The organism is Shimia sp. NS0008-38b, assembly GCF_040370365.1.
Classification (GTDB): Bacteria; Pseudomonadota; Alphaproteobacteria; order Rhodobacterales; family Rhodobacteraceae; genus Shimia.
Genome location: NZ_BAABWQ010000002.1, coordinates 732503 through 749075, shown reverse-complemented (window position 1 = coordinate 749075; position 16573 = coordinate 732503). Strand labels below are relative to the sequence as shown.

The following is a 16573-nucleotide window of genomic DNA, read 5'->3' as shown; positions in this document are numbered from 1 at the left end:
GATGCGGCGTTTCTGTCTATGGCTTGCTTTGGTCCTGTGGCCGGTGTTGGCCACATCAGAGGGGTTCTTTCAGTTGGAAGGACATGGAGGTCCGATCAAAGGGATTGCTGTTTCCCCCGATGGTGAGGGTATCCTCACAGCCAGCTTTGACAATTCGGTTGGGTATTGGCGCGATCGCGTGCCGCAGTGGCTGGATGGCCATGAAGCTGCGGTCAATGCGGTGGCTTTTGTCAGCAATTCTGAGGCTGTGTCGGCAGGAGACGATTTTTCGGTGAGACATTGGGATCTCACCACCGGAACGTCGCGTGTGTTAGGGCGCCATCTTGGTAAGGTGATGTCTGTGCTGGTTTCCCCCAGCGGGCAGCACGTCGTAAGCGGAAGTTGGGATGGCACAATTGGAATCTGGCAGCTTAACGGAGGCGATCCGCGGTTTATCCAAGTCGGGACCAACGTAAATGGCTTGGCCTTCGCGCAAGCCGGTTCCTTGTTGTTTGCAGGGTCTTCAGATGGGCGCATTCGGATCTATGACTTTGCCAGCGGCGCTTTGCGCGCGCAATTTCTATCCAATGGCTTTGGGGTGAATACACTGTCACTTCGAGAAGATGCGGGGTGGTTGGCCTTTGGTGCAGTGGATGGGGTGACCAAAATTGTGAATTTGGCAACAGGCGCATTGATCAAGGATATCACGTTGGACCGCCGACCAATTTTGGCCATGGATGTCAGCCGTGATGGGGACACCTTGGCAGTGGGTGATGGTGAAGGCTACATCTTGCTTATGAGGACCGCGGATTGGTCGATTGTCAGTGACATCAAAGCCACCCACAGGGGCCCCATTTGGGCGCTGACCTTTTCCGCAGATGGGCGCAACATTCTTGCGGGTGGGCTGGATGATGCGATTTTCAGTTGGCCATTGTCAGTTCCACGTGATGCGCCACGTATGCTCACCGAGGACAGAGCCTTTCTGAATGGTAATGATAGCACCTCCAACGGAGAACGGCAGTTTCAACGCAAATGCTCGATTTGCCATACGCTCACCGGAGACAGTGCTCGACGGGCCGGCCCGACGCTGAAAGATCTGTTTGGTCGACAAGCCGGGACGGTGGCGGACTACAGATATTCCCAAACACTTCAGGAAGCCGACATCGTGTGGAACAGGCAAACCATTGATGCACTTTTTGATCTGGGACCGGATGTGTATATTGAAGGTACAAAAATGCCCGTTCAACGCATCGCCCGCGCCAAAGATCGCGCAGATCTGATCTCATTTCTGCGCCGCTATAGCCAAACTGAGGACCGATAAGATGAAAACGTTTTTTCTTGCATGTGTGGCCGTTGTCGCGATTTCCGTGATTGCCTTTTTTGCGCTTCACGAAGCGGGGTTCTCCGCCAGTGAACAAGCCAGCGGGAGCTCGGTGAGATTGGACTGACCATGAACCAGATCGAACGTACGCGTCCTGTGAAAAAATCCGCTTCCGAATTTGGAATGGGCTTGTCCACAGCATCTGTATTGGTCGTGGACGACGAGCCGGGCATACGCAACTTTATCGTTAAGATCCTTGATCCTGTTGTGGGACGGATTGAGCAAGCTGCCAACACTGACGTGGCCAGCCGCCTGTTGGATGCCAATCACTTTGACATCGTGATTCTGGACAATGTGATGCCAGGTACCACAGGATTGGAATGGCTGAGCGAGCAGCGCAAACTTGGGTTCTTTGCTGATACCATCCTGATTACAGCCTTTGCAGATATGGATACCGCGATTGAAGCCATGCGCGCGGGCGCAGTGGACTTCGTGCTCAAGCCATTTAGATCAAACCAGATTCTGAATGCCGTGGCGCGTTGTGTAGATCGGGTAAACCTGCGGCGTGAGAACTACTTGCTGAAGTACGAACTGGCGTCTGGCAACGAGTTGTTGCGGGCGCGACTTTTGGGAAGTTCCCCTGAGATTGAACAAATCCGCGAAACTCTGGCCCGCGCGGCGCCTTTGCCCACGCCGGTGTTGTTAACCGGTGACACCGGGACGGGTAAGGAAGTGGCCGCGCGGGCATTGCATATGATGTCGGCGCGCGCGGATAAGCCCTTTGTCCCCATCAATTGCGCAACGATTGCTGGGGATATGATTGAGCAAGAGCTGTTTGGCTTTATTCGCCAAGATGCTCAGGGACGCACGGTGCGGCAGGATGGCGTCTTCATGAATGCCAATGGTGGCACCCTGTATCTGGACGAGATTGTAGAGCTACCGCTGCCGGTTCAGGCCTCACTTCTGCGGGTGATCGAGCATCTCAAAATTCGTCCGGTGGGATCGTCACGTGAGGTGCCACTGGACTTGCGGTTCTTGTTCGCGACCAATGCGGACCTTGAAGCAGCGGTGAAAGATGGGCGTTTCAGGCAGGACTTGTATCATAGAATCAATGTTTTACACATAGAGATGCCGCCACTTAGAACGCGAGACCAAGACTTGAAAGAACTGGCGCTCATGTTTTTGCAGCAAATCTCAAAATCGTTAGGTGTGCCGCCTCTCACCTTATCCGAAGGTGTCTTGTTGAATTTGGCGCGCTACGATTGGCCGGGCAATGTGCGTGAATTGCGCAACCTGATTGAGAGATCACTGATCATAGGGGAGTGGCCCGCGGAGTTTGCGGCCAATGGTCCAGATGTTGAAGTGGAAGCCGTGGACAGCCTCGCGGCGGTGGAGCGGCGGCATATTTTGACTGTCCTCACGGCATGTGATGGCAATCGGGCGGAGGCGGCGCGTCGGTTGGGAGTTTCACGCAAGACCATCGACCGAAAATGCGCCATGTGGAATGACTGACGGCGACGTGCGCGACATGGCGGTGCCTCACACGTCTGCGAGCACACGCAGACCTGCCTCTGTGCGTATGCGGTTGTTGGCGATTGCATTGTTGCCCACGTTGGTGATCATGCCGATCTTCTTCGTCATCACGGCGGTAAATTGGTCCTCAAGGTTTGACAACTTGTTGATTGCAAAGGTGAATGGAGAACTCACCATTGCGGACCAATATCTGGCGCAACTGTTGGAAAACAGCGATCTGAGGATGCAAGCCATTGCAGATTCTGCCGCATTTGTGGAGCGCGTTGCGGCGCAGGACAGCAACAGTATTTTGGCACTCTTGGAGGAACGACGCGCGGAGCTGGGTCTGGATTTTCTGTATTACATCACCGCGGAAGGGACCGTTCTTTCATCACCTCAGCTTGCAGACGAGCTCGGATTGACCAAATGGCCGGTGGTGTCGCAGGCTTTGGCAGGGCACGGCTCAGCACAGATTGATGTGTATTCGGAGTCTGATCTGCGACAAGTATCTGACGAGCTTGCAGAAACGGCGCGAATTCGGTTGGTGCCAACGCAAGCGGCTGTGCCGACTGACCGCACGGAGGAGACACGCGGCATGATGGTTCATGCTGCGACGCCCGTACAAGGCGCGAGTGGGCGCGGCGCTTTGGTCGGCGGTGTCTTGTTGAATCGAAACCTGACTTTTATCGATACAATCAATGACTTGGTCTACCCCACCGAGAGTCTGACCGAAGGCAGTCAGGGCACGGCGACGCTGTTTCTAGACGACGTACGGGTGTCGACAAATGTGCGCCTGTTTCAGAACGAAAGGGCGCTGGGCACTCGGGTGTCGGCGGTGGTGCGTGAAACGGTGTTAGATCGTGGTGACGTCTGGTTGGATCGGGCGTTTGTTGTAAACGATTGGTATATCTCAGCTTATGAGCCGATCACCGACAGTTTTGGCAACCGCGTGGGCATGCTCTATGTCGGGTTTCTGGATCAGCCGTTTCGCGACGCGAAGTTCTCAACCATTCTGACATTTGCCGTCGCGTTTGCTGTTATCGTATTGATCTCCGTACCTATTTTTCTGAGATGGGCGCAACAGATTTTTGCACCGTTGGAACGTATGATGCGGACCATCACCAAGGTGGAAAAGGGCAACCTTGGTGCGCGGACCGGAGTGGAGAATTCGGGGGGTGAAATTGGTCGCGTTGCGGCACAGATGGATCATCTTTTGGAGCAAATTCAGGAGCGAGACCGGGAACTTACACGACGGGTGGCTGAGCGGACACAGGATCTGGAGGAGGCCAATCGCAGGCTGGAGGCGACCTCGAAACAGTTGGTGGTTTCTGAAAAGTTGGCCGCTGTTGGAGAGATCGCGGCTGGGATTGCGCATGAGATCAACAACCCTGTGCAAGTGATCCAAGGCAATTTGGATGTTGTGCGCGTGCAGTTAGGTGAGGACGCGGATCAAATTCAGACGGAATTGCGGTTGATAGATGAGCAGACTCATTCAATTTTCCTAATTGTAAACAAGCTGTTGCAGTTCACCCGCCCTGATGAATACGCCGAAGGGAGCGAGCAACATCAACCTGCGGAGATTGTCAACGACACGTTGCCACTGGTGCAACACCTGCTCAGCAACGGGCATATCACGCTCGATCTGGAACTTGAGAGTGTTAAAGCGGTGTCTATCAACCGCACAGAGCTGCAACAAATTCTGATCAACCTGATGGTCAACGCCATCCACGCTATGCCAGATGGCGGCGCGTTGACCGTGTGTGTTGTGGACCAAAATCGGGACGAAAAGGCCGGTGTTTTGATCTCTGTTCGAGATACAGGTGTGGGGATGGAGCCGGATCATCTCAAACGTATATTCGATCCATTTTTTACCACAAAACAAGGGGAAGGCACCGGTCTGGGGCTCTCGATCACCCGCAAACTTGTTGAGCGCTACGATGGCGCCATCGATGCGGACAGCACGATAGGTGTCGGGACGGAGTTTCGCGTTTGGTTTCCAGCGAACTGAGCCCAAAGCGGCCTGAAACTTCGCCTCAAAGTGACCCCAAATTACAACGTCGGTATCGCATCGGTATCGCGGCTGTATTGCGTTGGTGCGCGTTTTGTTGCCTAAACCATTAACAAGACGACGCAAATGATCGATGTGGAGCCAATGTGAGCGCAGATAGTGACATCAGCAAAACCATTCCGAACGTGGAGATGGTTTCCGGTCTGCGTAACCGAGTTGTGGTGGCCCGATTTTTGCTGGATGCGGGGCTGGGTCTGCGCGATCCGATTGTTTTTCTGACTGTGCTGTCCGGGTTGAGCCGGGCGGGTATGATCTTTGCCATCAACGAGACCGCGCGCAGTCACGGGCAGGGCTTGGGCTGGTCTGCGGTGCTCTTGCTGATTTGTGCGGCCGTTATGGTGGCGAGTGGGTATTTGCAAAAGGTGCGGGCCTTCACGCTGATCACGCGGATCGAAGCACAGATGCGCAGTCGATTGTCGCGCCTGCTGCTGAGGGCCAATATTGATTTCTTGATCAGCGGGCGGCATGGCAAAGTGTACGGCGCGATGACGGCGGAGGTGAACCAGCTGGCGCAGGCGGTGATCCATTTGGTGGAGGCCATAGGCGCGGGCATCGTGTTGATCTTTGCCATTCCCTATCTGTTTTACGTGAGCTGGATTGCAGGTGTCGCAGCTGTGGCCGCGATTGCAGTGGGCGGCGTTGGGTTTGCCCTGATGGACGGTCCGGCGCGAGTTTGGGCGCTGAAAGCATCGGAGTCTTTTGCGGCCTATTGTGATCGGGTCAGTGACATGCTGGGCGGTTGGAAAGAGTTGCGGTTGCGGGCAAGCCGACGCCAGGCTCTTGAGGATGAGACCAAAGCGGTGATCGATGCGCAGGTGGCATATAAAATGCGCTCTGAGCGGCTGTTCGCGGCCAGTACCGGCGGTGGCCAGCTCGCCGTGGCGTTGTTGATGTGTTTTGTGGTGATCGTGCTGCCGTTGATGCAGGGTGGCGATGCAATTGTGATGTTTCAGGTGCTGACCATCATTTTTCTGGTGAATGGGCCCACAGAATTGGTGTTCAACACCTTGCCGGTGCTGAGCCGTGCGGAGAACAGTTTTTACAAGATCAAAGCGGTGGAAGCCGATTTGGCGGAGGCACAAAGTCAGGCGTTGATTGCCGCCCCAGACGTTCTGGATGGGTTTGGTGAAATTGCGCTTTGCGCGGTGGAAGCTGATGTGGGAGAGCCGCGCGCGGATGTGACGCCGTTTCATCTTGGGCCAATTGATCTGACGTTTCGGCCCGGCGAAACTGTTTTTATCTGCGGTGGCAATGGCTCTGGTAAGACCACGTTGTTGTCGTTGATCACAGGGATGCGCCACCCCAGCGGCGGTGAGATCACGTTGAATGGCACAGCATTGAGTGAGGAGACCACGGCCAGCTACCGCGAGTTGTTTTCAGCGGTGTTTGCGCAGTTTCATTTGTTTGATCATGCCTATGGGTTGCCAGACGCGGAGCTGGCGGAGCTTGAGACGCGGTTGTCTCAATTGGGGCTGTCAAAGCGTGTGCAGCTGTTGGGAGATCGGTTTTCAAACACCAGCTTGTCAGCAGGGCAAAGCCGTCGCCTCGCATTGGCGGTGGCATTGGCAGAGCAGCGCCCGATTATTGTGCTGGATGAATTTGCAGCAGATCAGGATCCGGCCAACCGGGCGTTTTTCTATGATGTTTTGATGCCAGAATTGTCAGCAAGCGGGCGGCTTGTTATCGCTGTGACACATGATGATCATCAATTCGGCAAGTGTGATCGGTTGATCAAGATGGACGCAGGGCGCATCGTGTCGGACGAGCGCATGCGCAAAGAGGTGAACGTGAATGACTGAACCGCAATGGATCCCGAGCCGGATGACGGGATTGGCGATGCTGGTGTCGCTGGTCACCACGGGATTTGTCACGTTGGTGGTGAATGCACAAATCTATTCCGCGCGGTGGCAGTTTGTTGGGTTCTACCCGGAAAAAACCGCTGAGCGGCCTTACACGATCAGTGAGTCGATTGGCGATCCGCGCATTGGGGAGCCTTTTGCAGAGTGGTTGTTGATTGCCGCACCGGTGTTGTTTGTTGGCGTGGCTTTGCTCACCTTGCCCACTTTGCGCGCGTTGCAGCACCATGGACCGGCCTCACGCCGGATTGCGATATTGACGTGGATTGTGGTGCTTCTGCAGCTGATGGCCTGCATTGGCATGGTGATTTTGAGCCAATATCGGTTCCCCCATTTTCGCGATCAGCATATGGCAGGCAGCTATTTGTTTTTCTTCTCGCAGGCCTTTGTGGTGGTGTTTGGGGAAGTATTGTCCCGATCCTATGCCAAACTTGGCCCTGCGGGGCAGGTTGTCGGGCGGGTGTGGTCACCCCGGTTTGCCGGATGGCGGCGCACTTATGTGTGGGTGCCGATTGGTCTCGGTGTCGCGTATTTGTGCCTGTTTCTGGGCAAAGGATACGCACCGGAGGCCCTCCGCTACGAAGTCTACTTGGCTTATGTCAGCACCGAGCTGTTTTTGCTGAGCTCGTTTTTGTTTTACGTGATGACCTATGCGCCCGACATGTGGTGTGCGTGGCGTGACAGCCGCAGCCGTTATGCGCCTGAGGCGTCGTCGGCAGCATCCTGAGCGCGCAGCATTTTGCTGGCGCGTAAAAACCGCTGTAGGGCTGTGAAATGGGCAAGAACGGCAAAGCCCACAAGACCCCATGTCACCACCCAGCCGCCCAGTGCCCCCGCGATGAGCAGCATGGCGCAGAGGTAAATCACGCGTTCCAGCCGTTCGAAAAAATCGGGCCAATCGGTGTTGGACACGGGCATTTCGATGGCGGTGCGTGCCTTGGCATACGAGGTGATAATGGACCCTGAGAAGCAGGCCAATGCGAGCGGCCAGGCGTCGTGCACAAAAGCCAGAGTGGCAAGCACAGCAAGCTCTTGGTAGCGGTCCACCATGGCGTCAAAATAGCCGCCCGCTTTGGTCGACATATTGCGGCGTCGCGCCACTGCCCCATCCAGCGAGTCAAAGGAGAAGGCCAGTATAAGGCACAGGCCATAGATCGCTGCCGATTGGTGCCATATATACGCAAGTGAGACCACGATGATCAGGACAACCCCGATCGATGTGACTTGATTGGGCGTGAGACGTGCCTTGACCAAAGGCGTGGCCATGGCATCCCACAAAGGGTCAATAGTGGATTTCATAAGCCCATCAATCATGGCGGTGTCCTTTTAGAATGGCGGCTAAGAATAGCTGCGGATCACGTGGCGGCGCAGCTTGGTCAACCGGTTGGCACGTTCGGTGAGGGCTGCGGCCCGGTCTGGGTTTGGGGTAAAGGTGGCGGAGCTGCGAGACTTCAAACGGGTGGCGGCCTCGGTGGATGACGCCGCCCAACCCATCAACGGGGCGGCCAAGGTTGCGGTGCCCAGCATGCCCGCGTGGCGCGCAGAGCAGACCCGGATGTCGCGGTTTAGCGCGTCAGACAAGGTTTGCGCGAACGTGGCGTTGGACGCCACCCCCCCGACGATGGACAAAGGCCCGGCAGTTTTTGCACCTTTTTCGCGCGCGACTTTGGACATGGCCCACCGCAGGTTCAAGGCAACACCTTCGATGGCGGCGCGGCGCAGGGCGTTGCTGTCGTGACGCAGGCTGAGGCCATGGAAGGTGCCGCGCAGGCTGTCGTTGTCCACCGGCACCCGCTCCCCCGCCAGCCAAGGCAGAAAAAACGGATCGTCCTTCTGAGGTGTGCCAATGTCGGCAAAGGCAGTTTCGGCGGGCGCACCGCCGGTGATGTTGCGCACCCAGTCCAGTGCGGAGCCAGCGTTCTCCTGACTTGCGATCAGCAAGGGGCGGAAATCAAGGCCGGAGGTCACAGTGGCGTAGGAGTGCGCCACGCTGATGCGGCGGTCGGGAAAGAAACCCGCGATCCAAGCAGACGTCGCCAAAGACACATGCAATGCGCCGTCTTCCACCTCGCCGGACCCCAGAGTGGAGGCCATAACATCTGATGTGCCACCTAAAACGCGCACGGTGGCGCGCAGCCCCAGATCAGAGGCGGCTTGTGCCGTCAGAGGTCCAACCACGTGATCAGCCTGAACAATTGGGGCCAGTTTCCGTTGATCAATTCCGGTCATGTGACAGAGCGCCTCTGACCAGCCCTCGCGTCCCAGACGGGTGTCCATGACCCAACTTAGGTTGGCGCTTTCAGGGCAGGTGGTCATTTCACCGGTGGCGCGGTGAACAAGCCAGTCTTTGACATCCACCATCCAGTGCGTTTTGGCGTAGATCTCTGGTTCATTTTCTTTGACCCAAAGCATTTTGGCGGTGGGGTCCATACCGTTTTTGGCGGGCGCGCCATTGGCGATGCGCAGCCATTTCAAGAGTCGGTGCGCTTTGTATCCGTGGACTTCAGGAAAACCGCCAACCAGTTTCTTGCCCAACGGTGCTGCGCGTTTGTCCAACCACGTCAAGCAGGGGCGCAGGGCCACGCCATTGGCGTCACAACAAACAACACCACAGAGCTGAGAGGAGAACACCAATGCCCCGGCGCGTTCAGAAAGGTCGGGAACCTCCAAATGCAGCGCAGCCACAGCTTTGGCCAGAGCGGCCCACCAATCCTCGGGTGCTTGTTCCGCAACCCCGCCGGTGGCCAATGTCAGCGGATAGCTCTCAGTCACCCGTGCCAGTATGGTCAAGGCGTGGTCAACAACCCCAACTTTGACGCCGGAGGTGCCAAAATCGGCAGAGATGACTAGATCGCCGTTGCTCACGAAATACGTTCCAAATTCATACGCTTAAATGTCGCCCTTTGCGGAGCTATCATTGGTCTGGCACGCTGCTTTGGCTTTGACAAGGGCGCAGAGGTCATGACGCTCCTGAGCAGGCGTCTTGCAGCAGCGCTTCATAGGCAGGGCCAACAGAAGTGACGTCGAAACGAGCAGCGTGTTGGGTGGCCCATGATCGGCAGGCGGTCAGATGTGCCGGATTCTGTGCCAGCTTCATGATCGTGTCTGCCAAGGCGTGTGTATCGCCGGGTGGGAACAGGAGCTCGGCGCCTTTGCCGGTCATCACGGTGGCAAATCCAGCGTTGTTTGCGGCCACGGGCACCGCCTGAGCGGCCATGGCTTCGATCAGCACCAAGCCAAAGCTCTCCCCGTGCAGGGCAGGCGCGGCAAAGACATCCGCAGAGGCCATTAAATTGCGGGCTTGTGCATTGCTGGGCGGCGGTTGGAATGTCACGTTTGTCAGGGCCGCAGCGCGGGCATATTCGCGCAATGTGGCCTCTTCTTCGCCGGAACCTGCGATGATCAGCTCAGCGTCCGGCAGCGCCGCCTGAAGCTGGCTCCAAGCCTTCAGCAAAACAGCCACGCCTTTGCGCGCTTCCAGTCGCCCCATGTACACCACACGGAACTGGTCTGGTGTGTCCGCGGCAATCGCCGCGTCTTTAGCTGTGCGCCATTGTGACAGGTCAATTGCTGGCGGAAGGATGGTGGGCAGCGGTGCGGCCGCAGCGGCGGCCCATTGGTCATAAGGGGCTTGAGAGGGCACTATGAGGTGGCTGATGTGACGATTGAAGTGATGGCCCACGCGGCGCAAAGCCCATGCGAGCGGGTCAAAGCCGTCGCCGTCTGGAAGGGTTGCGTGAAAAGTGGCGATGGTTGGGAGTTTCAACGCACGCCAGATTTGCCACGGGAGCAAAGGTGTCCATGGGGTGTGCAAATGCACTACATCAGCTCCCCAATCGCGCAACGCTGATACGGCGGCGCGGCGTTCGGAGCGGTTGGCATGGCTGATTTCAAATTGGGTGCCGTGAACGGATATGGGGCGTGCGCTGCCGACGGGCATCAGGCCGTCCTCGGCATATGTAGGAGCGCCCGGTGGGGCAATGATTTTGACCTCATGGCCTTGCCTGCGCAGCCACGCGGACAAATCGCGCACATGACTTTGCACGCCGCCGGGGCGATCCATGGCGTAAGGAGTCAGCTGTACGACTTTCATGAGGTGGTCCTTGGGACAGCCAAAGTGGGTGGGCGGCGCAGATGTCCAGATTGGATCAATTGTATTGTGACCGCCAGTAAGAGTGCACAGAGAGCAGGTACGGTTGCCGCAATGAGGGGGGATACAGTGCCGTGAATGCCAAGGGCCCAGAACACTTTGACCGAGACAACGCACAGGTACCCCACAGCGGCCAATGCCAGCAGCCGAAACGGCGACAGCCGCCGCCCGCGTGCCCCTAAGCTGGCCAATGACACGCCAAGCAGTGCAAAGATTGCAGGCAGGAAAAACGCCGTTTTGCGCACGGCCAAAGCTGTGGCGGCGTCGGCGGTGTTGGGGGCGTTGGGCTGTGCGGCGATGGTGCGCGCGGCGGCATTGGGCAGGTAGTAGGCATCCACGCCAAACCACCGCAGGCTGGCCGTGCTTATCGGCAGAGGTAGGTCCAGTTGGTCGTGCTGCTCTGGCACGCCGATGTCGCCATCCCAGAGCGTCACCTTGTGCAGGGACCATACACCGGGTTGGCCGCTTGGGGTGGCGGAGTGCGCGGAGAGCACCCGCGTGAGGGTCGGTTGGTTTATTCCGTCAAATATCATGACGTTTTGCAGGGTGGGTGTTGCGCCGCGTGTGAGGTCAGCACGCAGGGCGCGGGTGTCATCGGCCAGCCACTGAGTCCCCATGTCGACGGTGTGGTATCTCTGACCGTAGTCACCAAGATTGTCGCGCACTTGACGCTCCACCGCCAAGGGGCGCAGCCAGGCCTCTCCACTCAGTTGCACCCCCCCCAACAGCAGGCCGGACAGGCATAGCGCGGCGATGCGCAGTGTTGGTCCGCCGCCTGCGGTTGCGATCACAATGTCTTCCAGCCGTTGATGGCGCAGCAGGGTCACAGCAAAGCCGCCCGCCACACAGGCCATCGTGAGCAGCCGGGTGATGATGTCGATGCTGCGGAAGCCAATGTAGGGGAGTAACACCTGCCACAACGGGGTGTCGGTGGCGGCGGCGCGGGATTGCACTGAAGGCAGCCATTTGGCGAGGTCGATGGCAAGCGCGATCACCAACAGAACAAACATCAGAAAGCCAATTGCTGCCAGATCTGCGCGCACCATGGCGCGTACCGCCAGCCCGGTATGGCTGCGCCAGCTCATACGCGCGCCTTTGCGGGCATCATCAGCGCCTCGCCGCGCAGGATCAGATAGGCCAAAGGGGGGCCGAGATAGAGCATGCACGCGACGGAAATCAAAGCGGGCGAGGAGAGGACGTCAGCCCATTGCGTAATCAGTGCACGGCTGGCGACATCGCCTGACATCAAGAGCAGGGCGGCAAGAGGTAAGGCGACATGACGCCGGGGCCCACTGCCACCCGCCACCAATGCAGCCAGTGCCAAAAGCCCTGCCATCGGCACCATCAGCGCGCGGGTGATCAGGGTGGCCAGACGGGCAGGGGCGTCGCGGTTCAAATCGAGCAAGCGCTCAGCAGCAGAACGGGTGGTGGCGGGGCTTGGCAATGCATCTGACATCACAAAAGCAAAGCTGGCGTTTTCGGTGGCGAACCGTGTGAGGGCAGGGGCTGGCGCGTTGGAGGGGTAGGGACCTTCGAGCACGGTGAGATGTTTGAGGGTGATCTTGTGCGTGTCTGCCGGGGCCGGATCACTGACCTGCCAGCTCTGCGACAGCGCGGCGCGCCACAGGCCCCTTACGTCGGGTTGAAACACAAACAGCTGGCCACGTGGATCGGTGCCATCTTTGCGCGGTGGTGTGGCGATAAATGTGGTGTCGCGGATCGTTTGTAAGGTGGTCTCTTTCGCCCCCTCTTCGATGCGCGTCAGCACATAGGTCTTTTGAAGATCGGCCAAGGCGATGCGTTCGCCAAATTTTGCCATTGGCAGCAGCATGCCAGCGTTTAAAAAGCTGAGCAGGCCGCCCGCTGTGCCCAATACCAACACAAAGGTGACGATGCGGCCCCAGTGGATGCCTGCGGTGGCCAGAATCACCAGCTCTCCGCGGTTGCGGGCATCTTGTGTGGCGAAATATGTGGCAATCAACAGGCCGATGGCCAAGGCCAGATCGAGGATTTCGGGCCCTTTGAAGCTCAGCAGGCGCAAAATGTCAGCGGCTGACCCGCCATAGCGCAGCGCGTGTTCCATCAGGGTGGTGAAACTTTCCGCCAGAAAAATGGCCTCAATCACCAACAACAGAAGCAAAAGCCGCAATATCAGCGGCTTGCCCAGCACACGCAGCACCGGAAGGCGGGGAAACAATGACAGGCGCATCATAGTGCAAGTGTCCCTATCGGGGCGGCGGCTGGCAAGCCTGTTACCACATTGACACCATAAGATGCAGGGTGGTCAGTCCAGCCCCGGCGGCGATCCAGCTGTCCAAACTGTCCAGCAACCCGCCTTGGCGGGGCAGCATTTTGGGATAGTCTTTCACCTTGGCGATGCGTTTGTGGCGTGACGCGGTGAGATCGCCTGCGATCGCAAGCGCGCCGATCAAGAGCACAGTCACCACGGCCGGGAGCAGCGCGATATGCCAAATCAGGGCTGCGCCGATGGCCGCGATCAGCAGACACAGCGTACCACCTGCGAGACCTTCGATGGTTTTGTTGGGGCTGAGAGATGGGAAGGCTTTGGTGCGGCCCCAAAGGCTGCCAAACAGCAGCGCAAAGCTGTCAAATATTTCTACCAACACGTAGCTTGCCAACATCAGCGGGGCGAGATCAGCCGCCACGGCGCCATGTGCCAACAGAGCAAAGGGCAAGATTGGGAACAGCAACATGTCCGGCAGGGCGGGCATTTTTGTGCCCTGCAAAATAGCCACACGCCCCAAAAGCACAAACCAGAGACCGGCACAGGCCAGCGCGACCGGCGTATAAAGCACGCTGACCAAGGTGAGTGCGGCGGTGCCAATCGCCACCAGCAACACATGTTTCTCACCGGGAAGGCGTAGGGTGGCGATCTCATAGCCAATACGTGCACCCGCAAGGGTCAGCGCCGCCAAACGCATCTGCGGTCCCATCATAAACACCGCAATGAGACACAAAAGTATCAGTGCGGCGCTAAGCAGGGTGCGCATCAGGTCAAAGCTCTTGTGGCGCAGAGAGGGCACAGTTGCCAAGACGGCGAGCAACACAAATCCCCCGCCAACGATGCTGCTGGCGATCAGAGCGAGTATGTGGATGGGGGGCGCTGTCATCTGTTTTTGTATCGCGCAATGATGCGTTTCTGATGCCAGCGCAACAGTGGCGCCAGTAAGCTGCCAAAGCGATGTAGCGCGGTCATCTGAAAGCCTGGTGTCACCGCTGCATGGCGCGCCAACATGCCTTTGATCAGTTTGTTTGCCACGTCCTCCGGTTGCCACAATCCGCCGTCCGCGGTGATCTCTTTTGTGATTTCAGGCTTGGTGCGCTCTTCTTCGGCAAGCTGTGGTGTGTCGGTGTCAGGTGGGTAAACCACAGTGACAGAGATGTCTTGTGCGGCCAGTTCGAGATGCAGAATTTCGCCCAAACCACTCAGGGCAAATTTTGACGGCGCATAGGCGCCATAGCCATAGATGCCAAAGAGGGCCGCACCAGAGGCCACGAACCCGATATGCCCACCGCCTGCTGCGGCCATCGGGCCTGCGAGTGTGTGTGCAAAGGTGAGTGTGCCCAAATAGTTCACGGCCATGTGGCGCTGATGAAGGTCCAAAGGTTGCTCAGTGAACAAGCCGGGCTGCGCAATGCCAGCGCTGGCAATGGCGATCTCTGGCGCGCCGAGTTTTTGTGTGGCGTCCAGCAGGGCCTCCGTAAAGGCCTCTGTATTGGCGACGTCCACCGCGTAGGTTTGGATGTCAATGCTGGGCGCCGCGTCCAAAAGAGCAGCGCGGGCATCCAAAAGCTTGGCGGCATCGCGGGCAAAGAGCGCTAGATCGTGGCCCTTTGCGGCGAGTTGGAGCGCGGCTGCGAAACCAATCCCACTGGAGCCGCCGGTGATGAACGCCGCGCGCATCAGCCGTCTGCGTTCACAAACCGCAAGACCACTTCATGCGCGTCGGTGTCTTCGATTTGCTCCGGGGGATGTTTGAATAGAAAGGCGCTGGCCTCAGAGATCGGTCCTGCAAGGCCACGATCACGGGCTATGCGGGCCAGACGGATGGCCACAAGGGCTTCGGCGGCAGCATTTGGGCTATCTTCGACGTCCAGACGCACCTCGATATTGGTGCGCGCGCCGCCAAAAAGACGCCCCTCAAGCCGCACATAGGCAACTTTGCGGTCGTTGAGCCAAGGCACATAGTCTGACGGCCCAATGCGAATGTCGTTTTCATCCAGCCGCTCTTCCATTGCGGATTGCACGGCCTCTGTTTTGCTCTCGCGCTTGTTCATCAGGCGGGCGTTTTCGCTCATGTTCAGGAAGTCGGTGTTGCCCCCCACGTTGAGCTGATAGGTGCGATCAATTTCCACGCCACGCATTTCGGCCAGATTGGCCAAGGTGCGGTGCAAGATGGTTGCGCCCAGTTGCGCTTTGAAGTCATCGCCAAGGATGGGCACACCTGCGGCGACAAATTTCTCTGCCCATATTGGGTGTGAGGCAATAAACACCGGTATGCCGTTAACCACGGCGACGCCTGCTTCAAGCGCACATTCGACATAAAATTCGACTGCTTTTTGTGACCCAACCGGCAGGAAGATGATCATGACCTCTGCCTGAAGCTCTTTCAATTTCGCGACAATCTCTGCTTTGCTGAGCGCTGGTGCATCCGACAGGCGGAAGCTGCGATCAGCTGGATTGGTAAGCATATGCGCGGCGACGCCATCCAGATCAGGGCCGCGCAAAACCGTGGCGGTTTGATCATCAAGTTGGGTGTGAAACCGCTCTGTGCAGTTGGGCGCTGCAAAGGCAGCTTCGCCCAAGGTCAAGCCAACTTTGCGGCTGTCCACATCAAAGCCTGCCACCAAGTCCACATCGGCGGGTGTGTACCCGCCCAAGTCCGGGAAGCTGACCCCAACCGCATCATCCCCTAAGGCACGGCAATAAGACACGCCTTGGATCAGCGAACTGGCGCAGTTGCCCACGCCGATGATGACTGTGCGAATGGGGGAGGAGGGCTGCATTTGGGTCATTCTTTGTAGGCTCCGCCGGAAACGGCAATGGTATGGGTCACATAAAGACCTGTTTGTGGGTCACTTGTATAGAGGCGCAGGCCGGTCACTTTGGGAAACAGGCCACTTTCGTCGACATCAAGGTAGGCATAGATCAATTGGTAGTCGCGGTTGTTCTGTCGGGTGAAAAGCGCGGCGGAAAACGGTCCGGTTTGGCGCAGTTCCAGTTGATGTCTTTTGAGCGCGTTAAACGTGAGCGAATGCCGGTTGCTGACCGCCCCGTTGGACACGCGCACTCCAAAGCCGAACATACGTTCGTACCAACGCAGGGGCATGGTTTGGCCCTGATCTGCGAAGCGGCGCCAATAGATCGCAATCGGCTGTTTGGCATCGAGGTTTCCTTCGGCGTCAAAACGGGCTGTGTACACAACGGTATTGGCGTTCAACGTACGCTGCAGGAAAAACAGCTGTCCCGGCTCTTTGGGATGCTTGAAGGCGGGGTTTTCGGTTGGGAGCTGTTGGGTTGACTGTGTCGATAAGATGGACAGCGTCGGTTTGGCGGAGGCGGCGGAAACGGTTAGCAGAGATGTCGCAAGGGTGAGGCAAACAGCGCAGAGAAGCGATGTCAGGGAGCGGCCCCGCGAAGTCTTGCGTAGAAGTGCCGGCATCGT

The 16573-nt window shown here is 57.7% G+C and carries 15 protein-coding genes; 6 read left to right on the top strand and 9 right to left on the bottom strand.

What is annotated here, in order from left to right; genetic code table 11:
• Position 1 precedes the first annotated feature (1 nt).
• The 6 genes from ABWV47_RS09715 to ABWV47_RS09690 all read left to right on the top strand — a co-directional run bounded on the left by ABWV47_RS09715 (position 2) and on the right by ABWV47_RS09690 (position 7463).
• On the top strand, positions 2 to 1300 hold the full coding sequence (locus ABWV47_RS09715; RefSeq protein ID WP_353311176.1) for a c-type cytochrome: 1299 nt from the start codon (positions 2 to 4) through the stop codon (positions 1298 to 1300).
• 1 nt (position 1301) lies between these two features.
• Positions 1302 to 1427 (top strand): hypothetical protein, encoded by a 126-nt coding sequence (locus ABWV47_RS09710; protein ID WP_353311174.1) that lies wholly within the window; start codon positions 1302 to 1304, stop codon positions 1425 to 1427.
• A 2-nt stretch (positions 1428 to 1429) separates the two neighbouring features.
• Complete coding sequence (locus ABWV47_RS09705; RefSeq protein WP_353311172.1) at positions 1430 to 2812, top strand: sigma-54-dependent transcriptional regulator; 1383 nt, start codon at positions 1430 to 1432, stop codon at positions 2810 to 2812.
• The gene (locus ABWV47_RS09700) at positions 2805 to 4820 is read left to right on the top strand and encodes a sensor histidine kinase (protein ID WP_353311170.1); all 2016 of its coding nucleotides are present in this window, start codon (positions 2805 to 2807) and stop codon (positions 4818 to 4820) included. Before ABWV47_RS09705 ends, ABWV47_RS09700 begins: the two co-directional genes overlap by 8 nt.
• A gap of 146 nt (positions 4821 to 4966) precedes the next feature.
• Entirely contained in the window at positions 4967 to 6679 is a 1713-nt protein-coding gene (locus ABWV47_RS09695; protein ID WP_353311168.1) for a cyclic peptide export ABC transporter, read from the top strand.
• Positions 6672 to 7463, top strand: a complete 792-nt coding sequence (locus tag ABWV47_RS09690) for a hypothetical protein (protein ID WP_353311166.1) — start codon at positions 6672 to 6674, stop codon at positions 7461 to 7463. The genes ABWV47_RS09695 and ABWV47_RS09690 overlap by 8 nt, the downstream gene beginning before the upstream one ends.
• Here the strand turns inward: ABWV47_RS09690 and ABWV47_RS09685 are convergent.
• From ABWV47_RS09685 to ABWV47_RS09645, 9 genes are all read right to left on the bottom strand, one after another.
• Positions 7430 to 8050: a CDP-alcohol phosphatidyltransferase family protein gene (locus ABWV47_RS09685; RefSeq protein WP_353311164.1), complete on the bottom strand. Its 621-nt coding sequence runs from the start codon at positions 8048 to 8050 to the stop codon at positions 7430 to 7432. The two genes, ABWV47_RS09690 and ABWV47_RS09685, sit on opposite strands and share 34 nt — an antisense overlap.
• Positions 8051 to 8074: 24 nt before the next feature.
• Positions 8075 to 9601, bottom strand: a complete 1527-nt coding sequence (locus ABWV47_RS09680; protein WP_353311162.1) for a xylulokinase — start codon at positions 9599 to 9601, stop codon at positions 8075 to 8077.
• Positions 9602 to 9695: 94 nt separating this feature from the next.
• Positions 9696 to 10829, bottom strand: a complete 1134-nt coding sequence (locus ABWV47_RS09675) for a glycosyltransferase family 4 protein (RefSeq protein WP_353311160.1) — start codon at positions 10827 to 10829, stop codon at positions 9696 to 9698.
• Positions 10826 to 11971, bottom strand: coding sequence for an LptF/LptG family permease (locus ABWV47_RS09670; protein ID WP_353311158.1), 1146 nt, complete (start codon positions 11969 to 11971; stop codon positions 10826 to 10828). The genes ABWV47_RS09675 and ABWV47_RS09670 overlap by 4 nt, the downstream gene beginning before the upstream one ends.
• Complete coding sequence (locus ABWV47_RS09665; protein ID WP_353311156.1) at positions 11968 to 13098, bottom strand: LptF/LptG family permease; 1131 nt, start codon at positions 13096 to 13098, stop codon at positions 11968 to 11970. Before ABWV47_RS09665 ends, ABWV47_RS09670 begins: the two co-directional genes overlap by 4 nt.
• A gap of 40 nt (positions 13099 to 13138) precedes the next feature.
• Positions 13139 to 14017 carry a phosphatidate cytidylyltransferase gene (locus ABWV47_RS09660; protein WP_353311154.1) on the bottom strand — a complete coding sequence of 293 codons (879 nt, stop codon included), beginning with the start codon at positions 14015 to 14017 and terminating at the stop codon, positions 13139 to 13141.
• Positions 14014 to 14811 (bottom strand): SDR family NAD(P)-dependent oxidoreductase, encoded by a 798-nt coding sequence (locus ABWV47_RS09655; protein ID WP_353311152.1) that lies wholly within the window; start codon positions 14809 to 14811, stop codon positions 14014 to 14016. The genes ABWV47_RS09660 and ABWV47_RS09655 overlap by 4 nt, the downstream gene beginning before the upstream one ends.
• The gene (locus ABWV47_RS09650) at positions 14811 to 15923 is read right to left on the bottom strand and encodes an inositol-3-phosphate synthase (RefSeq protein ID WP_353311150.1); all 1113 of its coding nucleotides are present in this window, start codon (positions 15921 to 15923) and stop codon (positions 14811 to 14813) included. The genes ABWV47_RS09655 and ABWV47_RS09650 overlap by 1 nt, the downstream gene beginning before the upstream one ends.
• A complete protein-coding gene (locus tag ABWV47_RS09645; RefSeq protein WP_353311148.1) occupies positions 15920 to 16570 on the bottom strand; it encodes a DUF4833 domain-containing protein in 651 nt (216 codons plus the stop codon). The genes ABWV47_RS09650 and ABWV47_RS09645 overlap by 4 nt, the downstream gene beginning before the upstream one ends.
• Between the last annotated feature and the right edge of the window lie 3 nt (positions 16571 to 16573).

Coding starts and splice junctions, on each gene's coding strand:
- ABWV47_RS09650 (WP_353311150.1), bottom strand. CDS start 15,923: ATGACCCAAATGCAGCCCTCCTCCCCCATTCGCACAGTCATCATCGGC.
- ABWV47_RS09670 (WP_353311158.1), bottom strand. CDS start 11,971: ATGAGCTGGCGCAGCCATACCGGGCTGGCGGTACGCGCCATGGTGCGC.
- ABWV47_RS09655 (WP_353311152.1), bottom strand. CDS start 14,811: ATGCGCGCGGCGTTCATCACCGGCGGCTCCAGTGGGATTGGTTTCGCA.
- ABWV47_RS09700 (WP_353311170.1), top strand. CDS start 2,805: ATGACTGACGGCGACGTGCGCGACATGGCGGTGCCTCACACGTCTGCG.
- ABWV47_RS09675 (WP_353311160.1), bottom strand. CDS start 10,829: ATGAAAGTCGTACAGCTGACTCCTTACGCCATGGATCGCCCCGGCGGC.
- ABWV47_RS09715 (WP_353311176.1), top strand. CDS start 2: ATGCGGCGTTTCTGTCTATGGCTTGCTTTGGTCCTGTGGCCGGTGTTG.
- ABWV47_RS09690 (WP_353311166.1), top strand. CDS start 6,672: ATGACTGAACCGCAATGGATCCCGAGCCGGATGACGGGATTGGCGATG.
- ABWV47_RS09660 (WP_353311154.1), bottom strand. CDS start 14,017: ATGACAGCGCCCCCCATCCACATACTCGCTCTGATCGCCAGCAGCATC.
- ABWV47_RS09665 (WP_353311156.1), bottom strand. CDS start 13,098: ATGATGCGCCTGTCATTGTTTCCCCGCCTTCCGGTGCTGCGTGTGCTG.
- ABWV47_RS09645 (WP_353311148.1), bottom strand. CDS start 16,570: ATGCCGGCACTTCTACGCAAGACTTCGCGGGGCCGCTCCCTGACATCG.
- ABWV47_RS09710 (WP_353311174.1), top strand. CDS start 1,302: ATGAAAACGTTTTTTCTTGCATGTGTGGCCGTTGTCGCGATTTCCGTG.
- ABWV47_RS09685 (WP_353311164.1), bottom strand. CDS start 8,050: ATGATTGATGGGCTTATGAAATCCACTATTGACCCTTTGTGGGATGCC.
- ABWV47_RS09705 (WP_353311172.1), top strand. CDS start 1,430: ATGAACCAGATCGAACGTACGCGTCCTGTGAAAAAATCCGCTTCCGAA.